The sequence below is a fragment of the Bacillus sp. AFS023182 genome, assembly GCF_002560575.1.
GTDB lineage: Bacteria > Bacillota > Bacilli > Bacillales > Bacillaceae_G > Bacillus_A > Bacillus_A arachidis.
The window spans coordinates 1-18466 of sequence record NZ_NTRO01000121.1; the positions used below are offsets into that span (position 1 = coordinate 1).

Annotated in this window: 17 protein-coding genes and 4 pseudogenes; 15 read left to right on the plus strand and 6 right to left on the minus strand. The window is 35.3% G+C overall.

Features of this window, described 5'->3' with window-relative positions:
* Positions 1 to 232, minus strand: a pseudogene (locus CN288_RS27320) (MBL fold metallo-hydrolase); the annotation flags it as partial.
* Between the two features lie 384 nt (positions 233 to 616).
* Here CN288_RS27320 and CN288_RS27325 point away from each other — a divergent pair.
* Positions 617 to 787 (plus strand): annotated as a pseudogene (locus CN288_RS27325) (phenolic acid decarboxylase); the annotation flags it as partial.
* A gap of 49 nt (positions 788 to 836) precedes the next feature.
* On the opposite strand, the gene CN288_RS27330 reads toward CN288_RS27325, so the two are convergent.
* Positions 837 to 1619, minus strand: a complete 783-nt coding sequence (locus CN288_RS27330) for an IclR family transcriptional regulator (protein ID WP_176527760.1) — start codon at positions 1617 to 1619, stop codon at positions 837 to 839.
* Complete coding sequence (locus CN288_RS27335) at positions 1600 to 2388, minus strand: IclR family transcriptional regulator (protein WP_098303589.1); 789 nt, start codon at positions 2386 to 2388, stop codon at positions 1600 to 1602. Before CN288_RS27335 ends, CN288_RS27330 begins: the two co-directional genes overlap by 20 nt.
* A gap of 235 nt (positions 2389 to 2623) precedes the next feature.
* Here CN288_RS27335 and CN288_RS27340 point away from each other — a divergent pair, with 235 nt between their 5' ends.
* The 9 genes and pseudogenes from CN288_RS27340 to CN288_RS29950 form a co-directional block, all read left to right on the plus strand.
* Positions 2624 to 3889: a phenylacetate--CoA ligase family protein gene (locus tag CN288_RS27340; protein ID WP_090691982.1), complete on the plus strand. Its 1266-nt coding sequence runs from the start codon at positions 2624 to 2626 to the stop codon at positions 3887 to 3889.
* 182 nt (positions 3890 to 4071) lie between these two features.
* Positions 4072 to 5028: a fumarylacetoacetate hydrolase family protein gene (locus CN288_RS27345; protein ID WP_090691986.1), complete on the plus strand. Its 957-nt coding sequence runs from the start codon at positions 4072 to 4074 to the stop codon at positions 5026 to 5028.
* Positions 5029 to 5030: 2 nt separating this feature from the next.
* On the plus strand, positions 5031 to 5528 hold the full coding sequence (locus tag CN288_RS27350; RefSeq protein ID WP_090691991.1) for a DinB family protein: 498 nt from the start codon (positions 5031 to 5033) through the stop codon (positions 5526 to 5528).
* A gap of 19 nt (positions 5529 to 5547) precedes the next feature.
* Positions 5548 to 6663 carry a cupin domain-containing protein gene (locus tag CN288_RS27355; protein ID WP_098303590.1) on the plus strand — a complete coding sequence of 372 codons (1116 nt, stop codon included), beginning with the start codon at positions 5548 to 5550 and terminating at the stop codon, positions 6661 to 6663.
* Between the two features lie 50 nt (positions 6664 to 6713).
* The gene (locus tag CN288_RS27360; protein ID WP_026591520.1) at positions 6714 to 7109 is read left to right on the plus strand and encodes an acyl-CoA thioesterase; all 396 of its coding nucleotides are present in this window, start codon (positions 6714 to 6716) and stop codon (positions 7107 to 7109) included.
* Positions 7110 to 7115: 6 nt separating this feature from the next.
* Positions 7116 to 8327, plus strand: a complete 1212-nt coding sequence (locus tag CN288_RS27365; RefSeq protein WP_098303591.1) for an FAD-dependent monooxygenase — start codon at positions 7116 to 7118, stop codon at positions 8325 to 8327.
* Between the two features lie 383 nt (positions 8328 to 8710).
* Positions 8711 to 9952, plus strand: a complete 1242-nt coding sequence (locus tag CN288_RS27370) for a XylR N-terminal domain-containing protein (RefSeq protein ID WP_098303592.1) — start codon at positions 8711 to 8713, stop codon at positions 9950 to 9952.
* Between the two features lie 171 nt (positions 9953 to 10123).
* The gene (locus CN288_RS27375) at positions 10124 to 10870 is read left to right on the plus strand and encodes a phenylacetate--CoA ligase family protein (protein WP_098303593.1); all 747 of its coding nucleotides are present in this window, start codon (positions 10124 to 10126) and stop codon (positions 10868 to 10870) included.
* 80 nt (positions 10871 to 10950) lie between these two features.
* Positions 10951 to 11193 (plus strand): annotated as a pseudogene (locus tag CN288_RS29950) (TetR/AcrR family transcriptional regulator); the annotation flags it as partial.
* Between the two features lie 84 nt (positions 11194 to 11277).
* Here CN288_RS29950 and CN288_RS27385 read toward each other — a convergent pair.
* Complete coding sequence (locus CN288_RS27385; RefSeq protein ID WP_026591517.1) at positions 11278 to 12510, minus strand: cytochrome P450; 1233 nt, start codon at positions 12508 to 12510, stop codon at positions 11278 to 11280.
* A 222-nt stretch (positions 12511 to 12732) separates the two neighbouring features.
* Here CN288_RS27385 and CN288_RS27390 point away from each other — a divergent pair, with 222 nt between their 5' ends.
* From CN288_RS27390 to CN288_RS27400, 3 genes are all read left to right on the plus strand, one after another.
* On the plus strand, positions 12733 to 13308 hold the full coding sequence (locus CN288_RS27390; RefSeq protein WP_098303594.1) for a TetR/AcrR family transcriptional regulator: 576 nt from the start codon (positions 12733 to 12735) through the stop codon (positions 13306 to 13308).
* Between the two features lie 111 nt (positions 13309 to 13419).
* Positions 13420 to 13959 (plus strand): STM3941 family protein, encoded by a 540-nt coding sequence (locus tag CN288_RS27395; RefSeq protein ID WP_090692020.1) that lies wholly within the window; start codon positions 13420 to 13422, stop codon positions 13957 to 13959.
* Positions 13960 to 14499: 540 nt separating this feature from the next.
* Positions 14500 to 14967 carry a DUF6985 domain-containing protein gene (locus tag CN288_RS27400; protein ID WP_098303595.1) on the plus strand — a complete coding sequence of 156 codons (468 nt, stop codon included), beginning with the start codon at positions 14500 to 14502 and terminating at the stop codon, positions 14965 to 14967.
* 296 nt (positions 14968 to 15263) lie between these two features.
* Here CN288_RS27400 and CN288_RS27405 read toward each other — a convergent pair whose 3' ends face one another.
* Positions 15264 to 15605 carry an ATP-binding protein gene (locus CN288_RS27405; protein WP_255260069.1) on the minus strand — a complete coding sequence of 114 codons (342 nt, stop codon included), beginning with the start codon at positions 15603 to 15605 and terminating at the stop codon, positions 15264 to 15266.
* Between the two features lie 32 nt (positions 15606 to 15637).
* Between CN288_RS27405 and CN288_RS27410 the strand changes: the two are divergent.
* Positions 15638 to 15866 (plus strand): annotated as a pseudogene (locus CN288_RS27410) (IS1595 family transposase); the annotation flags it as partial.
* Between the two features lie 128 nt (positions 15867 to 15994).
* On the opposite strand, the gene CN288_RS27415 reads toward CN288_RS27410, so the two are convergent.
* Positions 15995 to 16447, minus strand: a complete 453-nt coding sequence (locus tag CN288_RS27415; protein WP_098303596.1) for a hypothetical protein — start codon at positions 16445 to 16447, stop codon at positions 15995 to 15997.
* 422 nt (positions 16448 to 16869) lie between these two features.
* Here CN288_RS27415 and CN288_RS27420 point away from each other — a divergent pair, with 422 nt between their 5' ends.
* A complete protein-coding gene (locus CN288_RS27420) occupies positions 16870 to 17688 on the plus strand; it encodes an alpha/beta fold hydrolase (RefSeq protein ID WP_098303597.1) in 819 nt (272 codons plus the stop codon).
* Positions 17689 to 18466 lie beyond the last annotated feature (778 nt).

Below are 18466 nucleotides of genomic sequence, written 5' to 3' on the forward strand. Positions count from 1 at the left end.
CGGTAACAAAAGCATCTCCAACGATTAAAAAATCATCCATATTTCGAAACAAAGATATGTGTCCAGGAGTATGCCCTGGAGTATGTATCCAGCTCCATCCAGGCATATGGGAAAAACTATCATCCAGAGGCAACTCATGTATACAGTTACCTAAATTAATGCCCTCATTTGGAAACAAAGGAGAAATTTTCGTTACAAATCCACCTTCCACAGATCCATCTGGATCTGGATAGTATTTAAATAGGGGTCACCATACATGCCCATCAACCTAAGATTTTGAAGTATCCCCAAAACGAAAATTTTATATCTCTACAGTTATTTATGAGACTACAGCTCATTTTTTTCTTTTTTGGAACAAAAATTCCTTAGCTTGATGGCGATGGGGTGTCAATAACGAAAAAGTTATATCCCAAGCTCCTTATGAGGGTATGACCAATGATATCCGTTCAGGAAAAATAACTTTTTAATCGGAACGCTTTATTTGTATTTATCCATGGAAGTCAATCTACTAAAAATAAATCAAAAGGCTATCTTTGCAAGAATAGTCTTTTGGTTTATGGAACATGTTGAGGTATCTGGATTATAAAAAAAGCAAGATTGTGAAGATATGTACTGAATGGAAGAGTCTCGCATAAAATATGAAACCTATCCAAAGCATGTTGTTCCTGAGTTTGCTGATATCACATATTTCAAAAATGAGAGAGTCAATAATGAAAAAGTCATATTTCAGGCACCTTATGAGGGTATGACTAATGATATTCGTTTATTGAACAGATTGATTGTTTAAAGAATGCAAGAAGTGAAGGAATACACTTAAACAAACGGGGAGAGGGGTACTATAATTGGTCATAGTATCCCAACTGCTCTGAGATTTTTTTAGCACTCCTTTGTAACTCTTTAATTATTTCGTCGTATTCATTTGTCATAACATTTTTTGATTCTCCAATAAGGGCGAGAGAAGAAACGACCTCACCTGTATAATCTCGAATTGGCACAGCTAAACTGATAAACCCGATTGCATACATATCCTTTGTGACAGCGTATTGATTGGAGCGGATTTTTAAAATTTTTTGTTTCAAAAGCACCGGGTCAGTATCTGTGTATTTTGTGTACTTTTTTAAATCCTGTGTGAGGACATTGTTTATAATGTCTTTACTTTTGAACGCTAAAATTACGAGTCCTTCTGCTGTACAGTGTATGTCGTTGTGCCGCCCGCTTTTCGTAATTAATTTCACGGGTTGATTGCCCATTTCACGTATTAAGTAGACAACACGATTGTGTTCCACTACGCAAATATGTGCTAGTAACTGAAAACGATTTGCAAGTTTGGTAAGTATTGGTAGCGTATCTGTGTACATTTCTTTGTTCAATTGGACAATACCGCCTAACGCTAAATTTGATAGGCCAAGGCGATAATAACCATTTGATTTATTTTGGACTAAAAATCCTTCTTGTACTAGTTCTTTCACATAACGATGCACTGTGCTTTTAGATAAATCAAGCTTTTTCGCCATTTCTGTTATTCCTAATTCATTTTGCTTCGGTGTAAAAAGTCTTAAAATGCGCATGGCATTTTTTACAGAGGCAACTAAATATTTTTCATTGAATAAATGTTTCAATGTCAACATCCTTTATGTGGGCTTGAACGTATTTTGTAATATTTTCACTTGTGAAGAGTACGTTTTCGACGATCTTTTGTAAGTTTGGTAGGATTCGTTTCTTTGGACCAGCAACACTAATTGCAGCGAATGCTTGATTCTTTTTATTGTAAATGGGAGCTCCGACTGACACGATATTTTCAATGAATTCACCTTTACTAATAGAATAGCCTTGCTTTCGAATAGTCGCTAATTTTTCTTTTAACATAGGTAAACTTACAATTGAATATTGGGTCGTTTGTTCTAAACCATGTTCGAATAGTTTTTCAATCGTTAGAGGATTAATAAATGCTAAAATGGCTTGACCAGACGCCGTACAGTGTGCAGGGTTACGGCGTCCAATATGTGACAGTAATTGAACGCGGTGCTGGCTATCTTCTTTTTTTAAATATATGACATTAGTGTTTTCTAAAATAGCAATGTGTGAGGATTCACCTGTTTGTATAGTTAATTGTTTTAAAAAATGTGTAGTTTCCTTTAAGTTGGCTATTTGATCGATAACAGTATTCGATAGTGCGAGTATGGAAGATCCTAAACGATACGAATTAAACTTTATATTTCGATAAATAAATCCTTCGCTTTCTAATGTTTGAAGAAGTCTACAAGCCGTACTTTTGGAAACACCAATATGATCTGCAATTTCGTATAATGTGAATTCTGGATGGTCAATAGAAAAGTTCTTTAAAATGCGAAGTGCATTTGTTAATGAGCTGTTTGTCGTGCGAGACATAAATAAATATTCCCCCTATAAATAAACCATAACTCCAAAGAACAAAAGTTTTCTTTTATATATGAATACTACTTCAACCATAAGTAAACCTTCACAATTTATAAAAAAAATTGTTCTCCTTGTTCCACATAGCGGTATAAAAGCATTTTCATAGTGTTAATCTTGTTTTATTATTTTTACAAGGTTTATTGAATTTTTGTAAATTTCAATAAAATAAAAGTGAGGTGGATATTTAGTGGATCATCAAGTCTACGAGACAAAAGTTGATCTTAAATCTTACCAAATGCAAAAGTTAAATGAGCTATTAGTTTTTGTTAAAGGCTTTAATGAGTTTTATAAGGAAAAACTTAAAGGTATAAACTTACCTATTACTTCACTGAAAGATTTAAGTCATCTACCATTTACAACGAAAAGCGAATTAGCTGAAGATCAAACCATAAATCCTCCATACGGTCGAAATCATTCATATCCAGAAGATAGCTATATTCGCTATCACCAGACATCAGGAACGACAGGACGACCTTTAAAGGTACTCGACACGACGGAAAGTTGGAATTGGTGGTCAGATTGTTGGTTGGTAGTTTTAAAATCTGCAGGTGTAACGAATAATGATCGTGCATATTTAGCATTTTCATTTGGACCTTTTATCGGGTTTTGGGCAGCACATGAAGCTGTTCAAAAACTCGGCAGCATGGCCATTCCAGGTGGGAGCATGTCTTCGGAGGAACGTTTAAACAGTATACTTCAAAACAAAGCAACAGTTCTTTTTTGCACACCAAGCTATGCACTTCATTTAGCAGAGGTGGCCGAAAAGTTGGGGCTAAATATTAAAGACTCAACTATTGAAAAAATCGTTACAGCTGGAGAACCAGGAGGATCGGTTCCTTCTACACGTTCTCAAATTGAACGATTATGGGGAGCTAAGCTATTTGATCATGTTGGAATGACTGAAATGGGTGCATACGGCTATTCTTGCAAAAAACAAAGTGGATTACATGTGAATGAAACACAATTCATTGCTGAAGTTATAAATCCAGATACCTTAGACCATGTGGCACCTGGTGAACGTGGAGAGCTCGTATTAACAAATCTTGGACGTTTCGGTTATCCGATGATTCGCTATCGTACTGGGGATGCTGTTGTATATAAACCGGATGCTTGTACATGTGGAAATCCATTTTTATTTTTACCAGGCGGTTTGTTAGGGCGTACAGATGATATGGTTGTCATACGTGGAGTTAATATTTACCCTTCATCTCTTGAAGCAATTGTTCGTGAATTCGACTCCATTAAGGAATTCCGAATTATTTATTATACAGAACAGGAAATGAATCAAGTAAAAATTCAAATTGAAGGCCCTGAAAAAGTTGTTCCGGCTTTAGCGCAATCGTTAAGAAAACGTGTGGGTCTCAGAATTGATGTTGAGCGAATGGAAGACAATTCCTTAACACGTTTCACGATGAAGGCTCGTCGTGTTATCGACAATCGTACTGCAAAATAGGGGGTACATACCAAAGTACATTAAGGAGACATTTTCCACTGAAGGAATTGTATTATATTCAAGTTTATATTTAGAAAAATAAATCCATTTTAGTAGAGTAAAAGATTCTTTCATTAAATTATAGCTTAGGATAATTGAAACTTTTATAACACTAAAAAATAAATTTACCTGGAGGAACACTCATGAAATTAATTACATTTAGCCGTGAAGGAATTTCACATCGTACCGGGGCTATTCTTAATGATCAAGTTATCGATCTTCATATTGCATATAAGTCTTTACTAACATCAGAAGGAAAAATTCGTGCCCAACAAATTACAGATGCATATGTTCCAGCAGATATGACAGGGTTTTTACAAGGTGGAAATGAAAGCGCTAAACTTGCTAAAAAAGCAATTGAATTTGCTTTAGAAAATAAAACAGTAAATGGTTATAGACTTATATACGATTTAAGTGAAGTAAAAGTTGAAGCTCCGGTTCCAGCACCAGGAAAAATGATTTGTGTCGGTCATAACTATCGTGAACATATTTTGGAAATGAAGCGTGAACTTCCGCCATATCCGGTTGTATTCGCTAAGTTTGCGAATACTGTCGTTGGACCACAGGATGATATTCCATTCTTTCCAATTTCAGAACAGCTTGATTATGAAGCAGAGTTTGCTTTTGTAATTGGGAAACGTGCAAGAAATGTGTCACAAGCCGAAGCGCTTGATTATGTGGCCGGTTATACCATCGTGAATGACGTGACATACCGCGACTTGCAGCGCCGCACACTTCAATGGCTTCAAGGGAAAACGGTTGAAGGCAGTGCACCGATGGGGCCATGGCTGATTACTTCAGATGAACTTACAAATCCATCTGGTTTAGAAGTAGTACTAACCGTTAATGGTGAAGAACGCCAACGGTCCAATACAGCTAATCTAGTATTCTCTGTTCAGTATTTAATTGAATTTTTATCCAACTTGATGACGCTTGAGCCGGGAGATGTAATTTTAACAGGAACACCAGGAGGAGTCGGTGTTGCCCGTAATCCGCAGGTTTTCTTAAAGGATGGAGATATCGTAAGAATTGAAATTGATCAAATTGGCGTATTGGAAAATAAGGTTACAACTGTTAAAGAACCAGCAGAGGTGAAATAATCATGACGAGTTTAACGATAAATGACTCTATTGAAACTGTTAAGCAGTCATTGGATCAAATTCTTCTGAAAGCGAAAAGACTTTCAGAAGAAGTCATTCGCTGGAATCCTACAGAAGAAGAATGGTCCATTATGCAAATTCTTTGCCATCTTGTGGAAGCTGTCCCTTATTGGCTGGATGAAATTGAACTTCTTTTAGAGACTCCTGGTAAGGAATGGGGACGCGGTCTACAGCAAGAAGATCGTTTGGAGGCAGTAAATAAAGATAAGGTTGATAGCACTTCAGTATCGGATGTTTTGAAACAACTTGAGGAACTTAAGTATCGTGTTGAGCAGACGTTAGGAAAATTAGATGAGGAGAAATTATCGCTTGAAGCACCAAGCCGAAATCCTCGCTTTGGAACAAAACCGATTTCCTTTATCGTCGATCATTTACTCGTAGAACACACAAGTAAGCATTTTGGCCAAATTGAGCGTAATTTATCCAAAGTCAATCAGTAATATTCGGGGGGGATATAGAATGGCAGAGAAAAATGAGTTTTTCAAAAGTAAAATTGTCCAAGACTTTACAAAAGATATTCGGCAATACAATCTCGGACCGCTTTGGGAGGCGATTCCGGCCTTAATGCATCACCAGCCTGAGCCGCATGCACAAGCATACCTTTGGAAATGGGAGCTGCTTGAGAAGAAATTAATGGAAGCGGCGCAAATCTTTACGCCAGATCGCGGCGGTGAACGAAGAGCTATTTATTTGCAAAATCCAGGTTTGGACTATCGTCAGCCATGGGGATGGGCTTCGACATCACAAACCCTTTATGCTGCAGTACAACTTCTCCAGCCGGGCGAAGTAGCTCCGTCGCATCGTCATACGCAAAATGCATTACGTTTTATTACAAAAGGTGAAGGCGCTTACTCTATTGTAGAAGGCGAACGAATTTTTATGGAAGAAGGGGATTTTGTCATCACTCCCAAGAATCTATGGCATGGACATGGCCATGAGGGCACAGAGCCTATGATTTGGATGGATGTTCTTGATATCCCAACAATCTATATGATGGGCGGAACTTTCTTTGAGCCATATCCTGAAAGAATTGAACAGCCGAAAGTTCCTGATAATTATACAGCACAGCGCTATGAGGGTGGTATGGTTCGACCGATTTCTGACCGCAATTCTAAGGTAGCACCACTGGGCAATTATAAATGGAATAAAACATTACAAGCAATTGAAGGATTATCTCGCTTTGAGCCAGATCCATATGATGGATATGCGGTGGAATATATTAATCCATCAAACGGTGAAACAGCCAATCCAAACATTGGAGCTTGGATGCAAAAGCTTCCAAAAGGGTTCCACTCAAAGGCTCACCGTCATACACATTCAGCGATTTATCAAGTATTTAAAGGTTCTGGTTACAGCATTATTAATGGTGTTCGATTTGATTGGGCAAAAGGGGATTATTTTATCATTCCGAACTGGGCTGTACACGAGCATGTGGCATTAGAGGATACTTTCTTCTTCTCTGTAAATGATTTACCAATCATGGAAAAATTCGATCTTGAACAAGAAAAACCATTTGAGAGTAACAATGGCTATCAAGAAGTAACGGGAGAATTTGAACCTGTTATTTTAGTGTAAAAGTTTTAAAATCAACTGCTGGGGTTACTGGAAAAGAAGGAGATAAATAAATGGATTACAAAGTAAAAGTGCATTGGGGAGACACAGACGCTGCGGGAATAGTATTTTATCCGAATTATTATAAATGGATGGATGAAGCAACACATGAAATTTTCTCCTCAATAGGACATCCGACGGATACTTTATTTAAAGAGAATATTGTTTTACCTTTGATTGAAACACATTGTAATTTTAAACAACCAGTTCTATACAATACAGAACTGATAGTACGTTCGAAAATTGAATTTCTAAAAGAAAAAGTATTTAAATTATCACATCATTTTTATTGTGAAGGTCAACTTGTAGCGGAAGGCTATGAAGTCCGGGCTTGGGCTTCAACAGCAGAAGAGCGTACGAAGGCAGTCGCCATTCCAGAACATGTGAAAAAGAGACTATTAGAGGAGTAGATTAAAATGGCAAACATACGTGAAGTATTGGTGGTTGGTGCAGGTCCAGTTGGTATGACTGCTGCCCTTGCATTACATAATCAAGGTATTCGGGCAACCATTATTGAAGCCGAACCAGAAGGACGCGAGCGTGCAGGCAGTCGCGCCATTTATCTTCATAGAGAGACTTTAAAACTATTAGAAAGTATATCCTCAGGCTTAGGTTTCGAATTAGCGGATATTGGTATTGTTTGGCCAGTAAAGAAAACATACTATCGGGGAGAATCGGTTTACAAACGTGTGTATGAGCCACCGGCTCCAAACACAATTCCAGCGTTCGCAAGTTTACATCAGCACGAAATTGAAAAAGCGTTGTTTAAAGCCTGTCAAGCTGCCAATATTGAATTTATATGGGGAGAACCAGTGAAAGATGTAGTCACTTCAAATGATGGCGTTACGATTGAAACTGAAAAAGATGTTTGGAAAGCAAAATATGTTCTCGCAGCAGATGGTGCACATTCTGCAGTAAGAAAGTCAGTCGGAATCAAATTCGAAGGGCCGCGTACGAGTGATGCGTTTGTGGTAGTTGATGTAAAAGAGGATGAAGAAAATCCACTTCCAATAGAACGTACTTTCCATTATCAACATCCTGATGCTGGGGGACGCAATGTGATGTATGTCCCGTTTGCTGGGGGATGGCGAATCGATTTACAGTTATTTGATGAAGATGATAGGGCATATTACGGTTCAGAAGAGGGTGTACGCGAATGGCTTCCAAAAGTACTGGATCCAAAGTATACAGAACGTATTACATGGATATCAACCTATACCTTCTATCAAGTTGTTGCAGAAACCTACACTGATGAAAATCGTCGCATTATTTTAGCTGGTGAAGCTGCCCATTTATTCGCTCCTTTCGGTGCGCGCGGATTAAATTCAGGGGTACCGGATGCAATAGTTGGTGTGAAAGGTATTGTATCAGCATTAAAGGCTGATACAATTGAGGAAGCTCGTTCGGTCATTAAAACTGCAGCAAATGAGCGTTTAAACGCTGGTCTATATAATCGTGAGTGTTCAAACTTAGCTCTTGAACATATTCAAGGTACGAATGAAGAGATTAAATTAAAACGGGAAATCAGCGCTTTCTTAGCACCTTATATTCCAAAATTAGGAAAATGGCTTGACGAAGGCCCATTTGGACCACGTTCTGGTCCACCAGCATTATCAACAAAGTACTAATATAAGTGAATGACCCCTCCTTAACACTCTTACGAGTTGTTTGAAGAAGGGGACTTCTGTTGGAAATACTGTTAAATTTGTTGAAGTAAAAAGCGGATGTTTTTGTTAATCAACATATTGGAAAAAAACATTTCTTATTTTGAGGCCATGGCTGTCTTGGATGAGATATTGATGAAAAATCCATTTCAGGGAAATATAGGCGTTATTTAAGGGTGAAATCGTAATGGTTTCATCCATTTTTATTTGAATTAATAGATTGGATAGATTTGATACGATTAACTATTATAATTGTATTGAAGAAAATTCTAAATAATCTGTAAACTATTAATAAAAGCAAGCTAGAATCTAACGTAAATATATCCAATCATAATTGAGTTGGAACTATGCAAGCAAAGGATTTATCGGTAGCAGATTTGGTCGCAGATTCATTGCTTTTCCAAAAGGATGAAGGAAAGGTATTTTTCAAGGATCGTAGAACTATTTTTACGGGAGCAGATTCATATGGAACCTTACGAAAAGACCTTATTTCTGTTTTGGGTCATGAACGGGCAAAGGGTTTTTTGCTTCGATATGGGTGGAATTGTGGCGTAAATGATGCAAAATATATAAAAGAAATGCTTCCATGGGAAGAGGAACTGGAATGGCTCCTTGCTGCCCCAAAGATTCACTCCATTGAGGGAACTGTTCTAGTTGATTCAATAGAACTTCGAGCTAACAAAGAGAAGGGTGAATTCTATTCAGAAGGATATTGGTATCATTCCTATGAAGCAGAACAGCATATTAAACATTTTGGTCACCACCATGAGCCCGTATGCTCCACGCTGATAGGATATGCTGGGGGCTATGGAAGTTACTATTTAGGACGGAGGGTTGTTTTTAAAGAAGTTGAGTGTGTTGGTAAAGGGGACCCTTATTGTAGATATATTGGAAAACCAATTGAAGACTGGGGTACTGAAATAAATGATATTCTGCCTCTTTATGAGGAAGAGAATCTATCAATAGAATTAGATAGGGCTTATCGGAGTATTGAAAAACAAAAAGAGGATTTAAAGAAGGCTCTAAACATTAATGAGAAGCTGTCGAATGTCCTGATACAAGGAGGAGGGTTAGCAGAAATTGTGAGAAAGTTAGGTGAAAGCCTAAAAACACCTGTTGCCTTTGACGATCAAAATTTTAATAGAATCGAATCGTTTGGTGATTATCGAGAACATGAACTGATGAGGTACATCCAAATATCGAATGGAAAAAGAGATCCCTTGATTCAAAAGTTAATGACGGAAAAGAGAACCGTCGAGCTTACTATTTCAGAAGATTTTGGATGGCGCCATAAACGGCTGATTGCTCCAATTTTATTGAAGAATGAAATTTGTGGCTATCTATCTTTAGTGAAGGAACAAGGTCATTTTGATGAGATGGAAATAATTACATTGGAAGGTACCGCCAACATTTGTGCGATACAAATTCTTCATGAGCGTTCAGTTATTGAAGTTGAGCAACGCGTCAAAGGTGAGTTTATCAACGAATTGCTTTTAGAAAACTCAAATAAAAAAAGTCTTTTATATCAGTTGAAATTAATTTGCACATTTGATTCAGGCAAATATGTGCAAATGTGTTTATGTTTTTAATACTCAGAATATATAGTCGCTTCATGAAGATATAGCTATAGTGGATAATAGGAAAACCATTCACGAATACGTAAGGGGGTAAGGTTTTTGATTACTCAAAACGAACAAGTCAAATTTCAAGAGCCAAAGGAATCATTGGAAGAAATTCAGTCTCAAAAGTGTTTAAAGTAAATGAATTACATTTTTGGACAATCGGAGTTCTACAAGCAGAAGTATAAAAAATTAGGAATCAAAAGAGAAGATATAAAGAGTATTCGTGATTTAGAAAAACTTCCTTTTACATATAAGGATGAGATCAGGGCTAGTCAAGCAGCAAGGCCGCCGTTAGGTTCTCATGCCATAGCTGAAATGAAAGATATTATTCGTGTCCATTCCTCCTCCGGAACAACAGGACGGCCTACATATGTCGGAATCACCAAACATGATTACGATGTATGGACGGAGATTCTGGCAAGAGTCGCAGCCACACATGGGCTTACGAAAGAGAGTAAAGTGGTTTTCGCAATGGGTCTTTCCTTTTTCGTTGGAAGTTCTTTTAAGGATGGGCTTGAAAGATTAGGTGCCACTTTTATTCCGATTGGCACAGGAGCTTCAGACAGGGTCATCAGAAGTATCATCGATTTCAAAGCAGACACATTGTTCTGTACCCCTTCCTATGCAACCTATTTAGTTGAATTTGCCAGAAAACATTACAATATGGAGCCTTCAGAGTTAGGAATTAAACTGATTTCGGTTGGTGGAGAACCAGGCGGGGGGTTACCTGAGGTTCGTAAAAAAATTGAACAGGACTGGGGATGCAAAGTAGTAGAAGCAATGGGCAATGCGGATATGGCCCCCGTCATGTTCGGGGAATGTCCAGAACAAAATGGGATTCACTTTGTAGGATCTGATTATGTTATTTGTGAAATAAAATACTAAGTTTGATTTACCGCATCTCATACTGTTAATCCATTTAATTAAGATACCCTCACAATGGAAACAACGGCTTATCCAGCAATTTTTTTAGCCGTGTACATTATCAAAATCGTGAAACAAAGAAACTGGAGAATCAAGAGCTAAATCGACTTTGTAAAAATCATACGATACCAAATGAGTTAATTATCGACTTCAATTCGGGTGTCACTGCAACGTTAATTGCATGGTGGTTACAAAATAGAAAAAGTATTTCAGCAGAGGAAATGGATAGATACTTTCATCAAATGATCAATCAAGATGTTTTTGGATTTGAAATAGAAGATTAGGGATCATTTTCAAAACGAAGAAAGGGCGTCCCTCCGTCATTTTTGACGACTTTTGGGACACCCAAATTTATCGGATAACTTGGCTTAGCGGTGAACCTTCAGCGGTAAGCTGGATAAGGCCCGGCCAGCAGCTGAGGTCTGTAAACTTGTCTCCAAATTGAAGCCTGGAACCGATTCAATACGAGAAAATGTTTCCATAAAAATTTTGAACGCTTTGTTAGCTTCCAATCTCGCCAGTGGCGCACCGAGACAGAAGTGCGGCCCATTGCCAAACGTTTGATGTCTGTTGTTATTTTTTCGGTGAATATTCACAGTAAATGGATCTTCGAATACATCCTCATCAAAGTTTGCCGCGCTATTCCAAGTGATCACCAAATCACCTTTCTTCAACTCAACGCCTAGAACATTGTTATCTACTTTCACTTCACGGTCCAATGCGATAACGTGGAAACGGTAACGAAGCATCTCCTCAACAAAATTAGGTACGAGGTTTATATTGCTTCTTAATTCTTCGTAAAGTTTAGGAGCATCATATAGCAATGAGTAGAATGAATTAGCCAACAATAGACTTGTTGTTTCAACACCCGCCGCAAGAAGAAACATAGTCACACGAACAACTTCTTCATCCGTAAACTTTTCTCCTTCGCTTTCAACTTGAATTAAATCAGAAAGAATGTCGTCTGAAAGCTGCTTTCTTTTTTCCACAACGATTGGATACAGATAATTAAAGTAATCCATCGCTGCCTTCGCCTTTTGTTGAGCCACTTCTTCGGCATTTTCACTATTGAACGGCATGAACAAGATATCGACCCATTTCTTAAACAGTAGTTTGTCTTTATGCGGAACCCCAAGCAAATCGGCCATTACTATGATCGGAAGGGGGGTTGTAAAATCTTTGACAATGTCGATCTCCGACTTATCCCCCATTTCGGCAATCAAATCGTTAATAATCTGTTCAATACGCGGCTCCCAAACTTTGAGACTTCTAGGGGTGAAAGCAGCTGAAAGTAGAGAACGTGACTTGCGATGTTCTGGTGGATCCGTTTCATTAATCTTTAAGCGATCTGGGACGCTGCCTTCCTCTGTGTCTGCCCCAATCTGGGAAATGGAACGGTGGCGTTTACTTGAAAATAGTTCATAGTCTGTAAGAACTCGCTTAACGTCTTCATATTTGAAAACATTCCAAGTGTCCGTACCTGCATGATAGTAAATCGGATGCTCCGTCAGCATTTTTTTATACCAAGAAAATGGAGCAAATTCTTCGGATTTAGTTTTGAAACCCTTAATTTCAGAAGTTGAAAGAACTGTATTTTCCATACAAACCCTCCATGTCTAATTAGAGTACAATAGAACAAAATTTGACTACCTAATCCGTCTAGCCCAGAAACATACTCTCCTTAGATCACCTCCTGCATTGATTATTTTTAATACGTTTCTATACTAAGGAGTATGTGTAATATAATATACATATGTAGATTAAAAAGGGAGGGTCAAATTTCGAAAGTTGTATAATTAATCTACAGAAAAGGAGAAGTGTAGATGAAAAGTAATGAGGAACAGCTGGATTTACGCATTAGACGTACACATAAATTTTTATGGGAGTCTTTATTTGAATTAATGACACAATCAAAACAGAAATATAGTTCTATTACCATTAACCAAATCTGCGATCGTGCGATGGTGCATCGAACAACATTTTATAAACATTTTGAAGATAAAAACGCGTTATTGGTTTTTGGATTTAAGCAATATCTAGAGGGGAATTTTACCACAACACTTTTAGATCGATTAACTAAACCATTTCAAGTGATGGAACAATTTTTACATCATAAAGAAATTGGTAAAATATTAGAGTCACAAATGGATGATGAACAATTTATTAGCTTTATGCATTATCAAACTCGTGAAATGAAAAAGCAGGAGAATCAAGAATTAAATCGACTTTGTAAAAATCATACAGTACCAATTGAGTTAATTATCGAATTCCATTCTGGTGTAATTACAACATTAAGTTCATGGTGGTTACAAAATAGAAAAAGTGTTTTAGCAGAAGAAATGGATAGATACTTCCGTCAAATGATCAATCAAGATATTTTTCAATTTGAAAGGGAATGAATAAAGGCGTTTTTGGTGTAAGAAGTTTATCGTTATATTGGATTTAGAAAAATTGCAGCGAACAAACAAGTTGAAAAATCAAAGTGGATTTATATTAATGGGGAGAATCGAATGGGGAAATATTATATTTATGAATCAAAGGTAAAAGTAATCGGATTATTGTTTTTGATTTTGGCAATTGAAGCGATGTTTCTTTTTATTGCTACGTATGCATTTTTATCTGAGGAGCCTAACTTTGTAATTGGGTTTTTATTTGGAGTTTTTGCGTTAGTTGTCCTAATTGCTCTTTGGAAAGTTATTCAAAAAATTATTGCAAAAAATCCAGCCGTCATTTTAGAGCCGGAATATATTACAATTATTAACACCCCAAAATATCCTGTGAAAATTGCTTTGGAGGATGTATACGGTTTGTTACCTTATACAATCGGAGGGCAAAGGTATTTAGGAATTGTGATGGAAGATGATGTTGAAGAGCGCTATATCACCTCTATACCATCAAAAGGACAACGGCTGTATCAAGTTAATAAACGTTCTGGATTTACACCATTTTATATTCATTTGAATTTATTGAAAATCAATACAGATTCATTACTTGAAAAGTTAGGAGAGTATGATATAAGCTTTTTAATTTCTGAAGATGAAGCGAAATAATATAACAGATGAATTGATTTAGGTATTATGAAAAAACATCTCGATAAAAAGAGATGTTTTTTTATTTTGTCCTGACGCTCGCAATTCTTCCGTTTTCGCCTTTTTCACTTCTATGGATTTCTTAAATCGTATGGCACTTGTGAATTTGAAATAAAGTCACGATGTTTGTAAGAAAGATGCAAAGTTTTAAATAAATTCGTGAAGTTTCTAATAATAGATGCGATTTTTTGTCTCTTCAATCAAAGAATTCCAATTCTCTATCATCAGTTTACTGTTGGTTACCTTAATTCATGGTCTTGTAAATTTGAAATAAAGTTACTACGTTTAAAAAAAAGATGCGATGTTTTGAACAAAGTCACGATGTTTCTAAAAAAGATACGATGTTATTGTTAAATGACAATACAGTCTTTAAAAAAATAATAAAGTTGTTTATTTCTTATTGGACTGAAGGAGTAGTTATAGTTAATAACCTTAAAAAATAGGGACTACTTATGTGGTAAAATAATATAAAAATTCAATTTAAAGGAGGTATTAAAGGAAGTGGCTATTAAAAACCTTAAAACCAATGAATATTCCGAATTAGAAGGAGAGGCCTATTTCAAATTATTCGATCAAAATATTCTGGTATACATAGACCAAAATGCAGATATTGAATACGCAGAACTATGTATAACATACTTAAATGCTTTAAGTGAGGAACTGATAAATAAACTTTGTAAAGCATCTATTAGATACTGTAATGAATTTCTTGATGATATAGGTGAAGATATTATAGAATTTTCTAAACCGACAGATGTTCTACTTTATATTACACCAAATACTATATGTATCCCGAATCCTAAAAATAAATCTGAACCTGTCATTGATTTAGAATTAAATTGCACATGGGAAGAAGAACATGGTATGGAATGGGTCATTCGCAGTGGAAAAGTTATGTATGTCGGAGCATTTAATGGAATAAATCCATATGGGGATTGTGATATCGGAAAAGATTGGAATTATGTTTAATGTATGATTTCATAGAAATGTAATCAAAAAATATACTAATTTTCTTATTAAACTAAAAGATGCTTTTGTTTAATAAATTTAAACATCTTCAATATCTTTTAGTGTTACTATATTCATATAGTTAAATATATTATTTAAAAACTTTATTATTTCTACACAGTTTTTATTTGTTGTAGATTTGAAATAAAGTCGTACTGTTTATAAAAAAGATGTACCGTTTTGTGTTTTGCAATATCAAAGTGCAGACAAATGAAGAGAAACATACACAGGCTTGCCAACGTTTATATTCAATTTTATTAAATAGTAGAAAGTGCGTTCTTTAAACGATAACTTTCTCCAGTAAAAGCTAATATGTGTGCGTGATGGACAAGTCTGTCTACTAAGGCTGCTGTTAATATATTGTCACCAAATACTTTATTCCACTGCCCGAACTTTAAATTCGAGGTCACAATTACACTTTTTTGTTCATAACAGTCTGCAATTATATGAAACAATAATTCTGAACCATCTTTTTGAAATGGTACATATCCTAATTCATCTAAAATTAATACATCACAGGTTTCAATGCTTCTTTTAATTTTTTGAAGTGTTCTTTTTTCAAATCCATTCTCTAAATGATAAAAAAGGGGAATCTCTATGAAATTGCTACGTTCATTTACTGAGTGTTAAGAAAGGGATATTCCATATACAACACGTTAATAACTTCCACAATCGCTTAAAAGGTTGGTTGGAGCGTTTTCGAGGTGTGGGAACTCAGTATTTGGACAACTTACCTCTATTGGTTCCGTTGGCTCGAATTAGGCAAGGATTTAGCATTTGATAAACGAGTAGAGAAAATGCTCATTTCAGCGTGTCAAAAATATAATCGTATAACAGTCGGTATGCTTAGAAGTGCATAATGGATCCCACCACATGCTCATCAAGCTAATATTTTGAAGAATCCCCAAAACAAAATTTTTATCTCTCTAGTGAAAAAACCCGTATCTTTTAATAGAAAATTAAGGATGTTATTAACCACTGTAATAATTTAAAAAAACCTATTATTCTCTCTTTCGTCATGTCCACTTATTTTTCCAGTTTCGAAATTATATTCTAACGTTTTAGTTGCATACTCAAATCTCATTAATATTGAAACTTCAGTATTACCTTTCCATGAAATTTTATAGCGATTTGGATGATTAGACTCTAAATAATTAGATATTCTTACCTTTTCTGTTTTTACTACCTTTCTTTTTTCCGTAAAGTAAATTTTCACTTCTGTATCACCCCAAATATGCCCGTGTGCAATCTCTCTAATGTCTAATTGATTTAATTGGTTTGGTGATGCACCCTTTAAAAGGGGTGTCTCAACTTCTTCAAAAAACACCCAATAAACAGAGTATATAATTGATGCAATAACAATGCCTATACTCAATAAGAATGTTAAGAAGCAACCGATACTATTCTTTTTTCTTTCATCATTAATTATCCATTGACTCATATTAATTTCACCACTTCAATTTAATATAATTAAATTGAAAGCTTAAAAATAGATAATAATAGTTTTTATTAAGTAATTTCATTTCTATTCGCATTTTTCAGTCTAATATTTTATTTTAATGAAGGCAAGCTTTAATAGTTCATAAATAAAAACAGATCAAAACAATTAAACTTTATTTCAAAGGTACAGTAGAATCATAGGAAAGGATGGCATATCTTTTTCATTTTAAGGGAATTTCATTTTGTTAGCTTGCTAACGATGGGGTGAGCTCCCGTTAACCAGTTTAATTTATTAAAGGGCAATTTTGTGGAATAAGGATTCCGTTCCAAATAACTGGAATCTTCAATTATCTTTTTGTATATTTAAATTTGGAGGCAATAAACGCTCCAATATTTGAAAATTTCAAGAAAGAAGGATTCAATATGCCATATTGCAAGGTTGGGCAAGCCGACATTTACTATGAAGATATAGGGGAAGGAAAACCAATTTTAATGATACATGGCTATACACCTGATCATCGGTTAATGAGTGGTTGTATGGAACCTATATTTACTAAGAGAGAGGGATGGCGACGTATTTATATTGATCTACCTGGAATGGGAGTAACAAAAAACTATGACGAAATAAGTTGCTCTGATGAAATGTTGAATGCTGTTTTAGATTTTATTCAAGCAGTTCTCCCTGATCAAGAATACATAATTGCTGGTGAATCTTACGGTGGCTATATAGCTAGAGGACTTATCGAAAAACAAAAAGAGCGAATACTCGGAGCGGCATTTATATGTCCTGTTATTATTCCTCTGAACGAAAATAGAGCAGTTGAGAAACATAGAATCTTGAAAGCAGATGATAAATTTATTGAAAGTTTATCGAAAGAGGAATTAGAACATTTCAAAAGCAATCAAGTTGTACTTGATGAGTATAATTGGTTGCGTTACAAAAATGAAATTGTTGAAGGTTGTAAAATTGCAGATGAAAAGTTTTTAAATAGAGTAAGGAATAAATATGAGTTTTCATTTAAAGTCGATCAGTCTAATTTTGATAAACCAAGTGTATTTCTTTTAGGAAGACAAGACTCTTCTGTTGGATATAAAGATGCACTTAACATTTTACATAAATATCCGAGAGGAACATTTGCCGTATTGGATACAGCTGGTCATAATTTACAAATAGAGCAACCACAACTTTTTAACAATCTAGTAAATGAATGGTTGGATAGAATTGAAGAATTTTACAATTGATATTCTTTTATTTTAAAAGCTTTGTCATTTATTTCTTGATAATAAAGGAAATTATTCAATTAATTCCAATTTCTTATTTAAATTAGGGGTCTCGCCCTATCGCCATCAACTTAAGAAATTAATTGATCCCAAAAAAAGTGAGCCGAATTCTCATAAATAACTGTAAAATGGTAAATTTTTTGTTTTGGGGGTGATATAAAACTCTTAAGTTGATGGATGTGTGGCGGTATCCTATATATAGATACAAGATCTTAAGTTTTATTTGTGGGCAATAATTTATTATTTGCCATCTGAAATTTAAATAACTTTATTAACCCTAATAATTGTAGAATGAAAGAATCTGTTAGTTTTTAAAACAATTTTAATAACCATCTATCTGTTATAAGATAGATGGTTACTATATTTCTAAGCAGAGAATTAAACAACTTTTTTAACTTTATACAACACCCAAAAACAAGGGAGAAACCACTAGTCAACATAAGCAATGTTTTCGGCAATGAAAGAGGATCTTTAGTTCATATAATTTGGGAAACGTGATATAAAGTCTTAAAAACATAGGACATAAAAATTTTTAATATTGTAGTCTTTTTTTTATAATTATTATTTCTTATAGTTAACGTTATAAAGTCTAAAAGGAGTATCTTTTTGTTAGTTAAAATCTCAAAAGAACAGCAAGTATCCTCTATTAAGGAAGAAATTTTGTCCTTGAAACGACCAATCAAATGTTGAATGTTTGTGAGAATGAAAGAAGATATATTTGGTATTATCCCATTTAGGT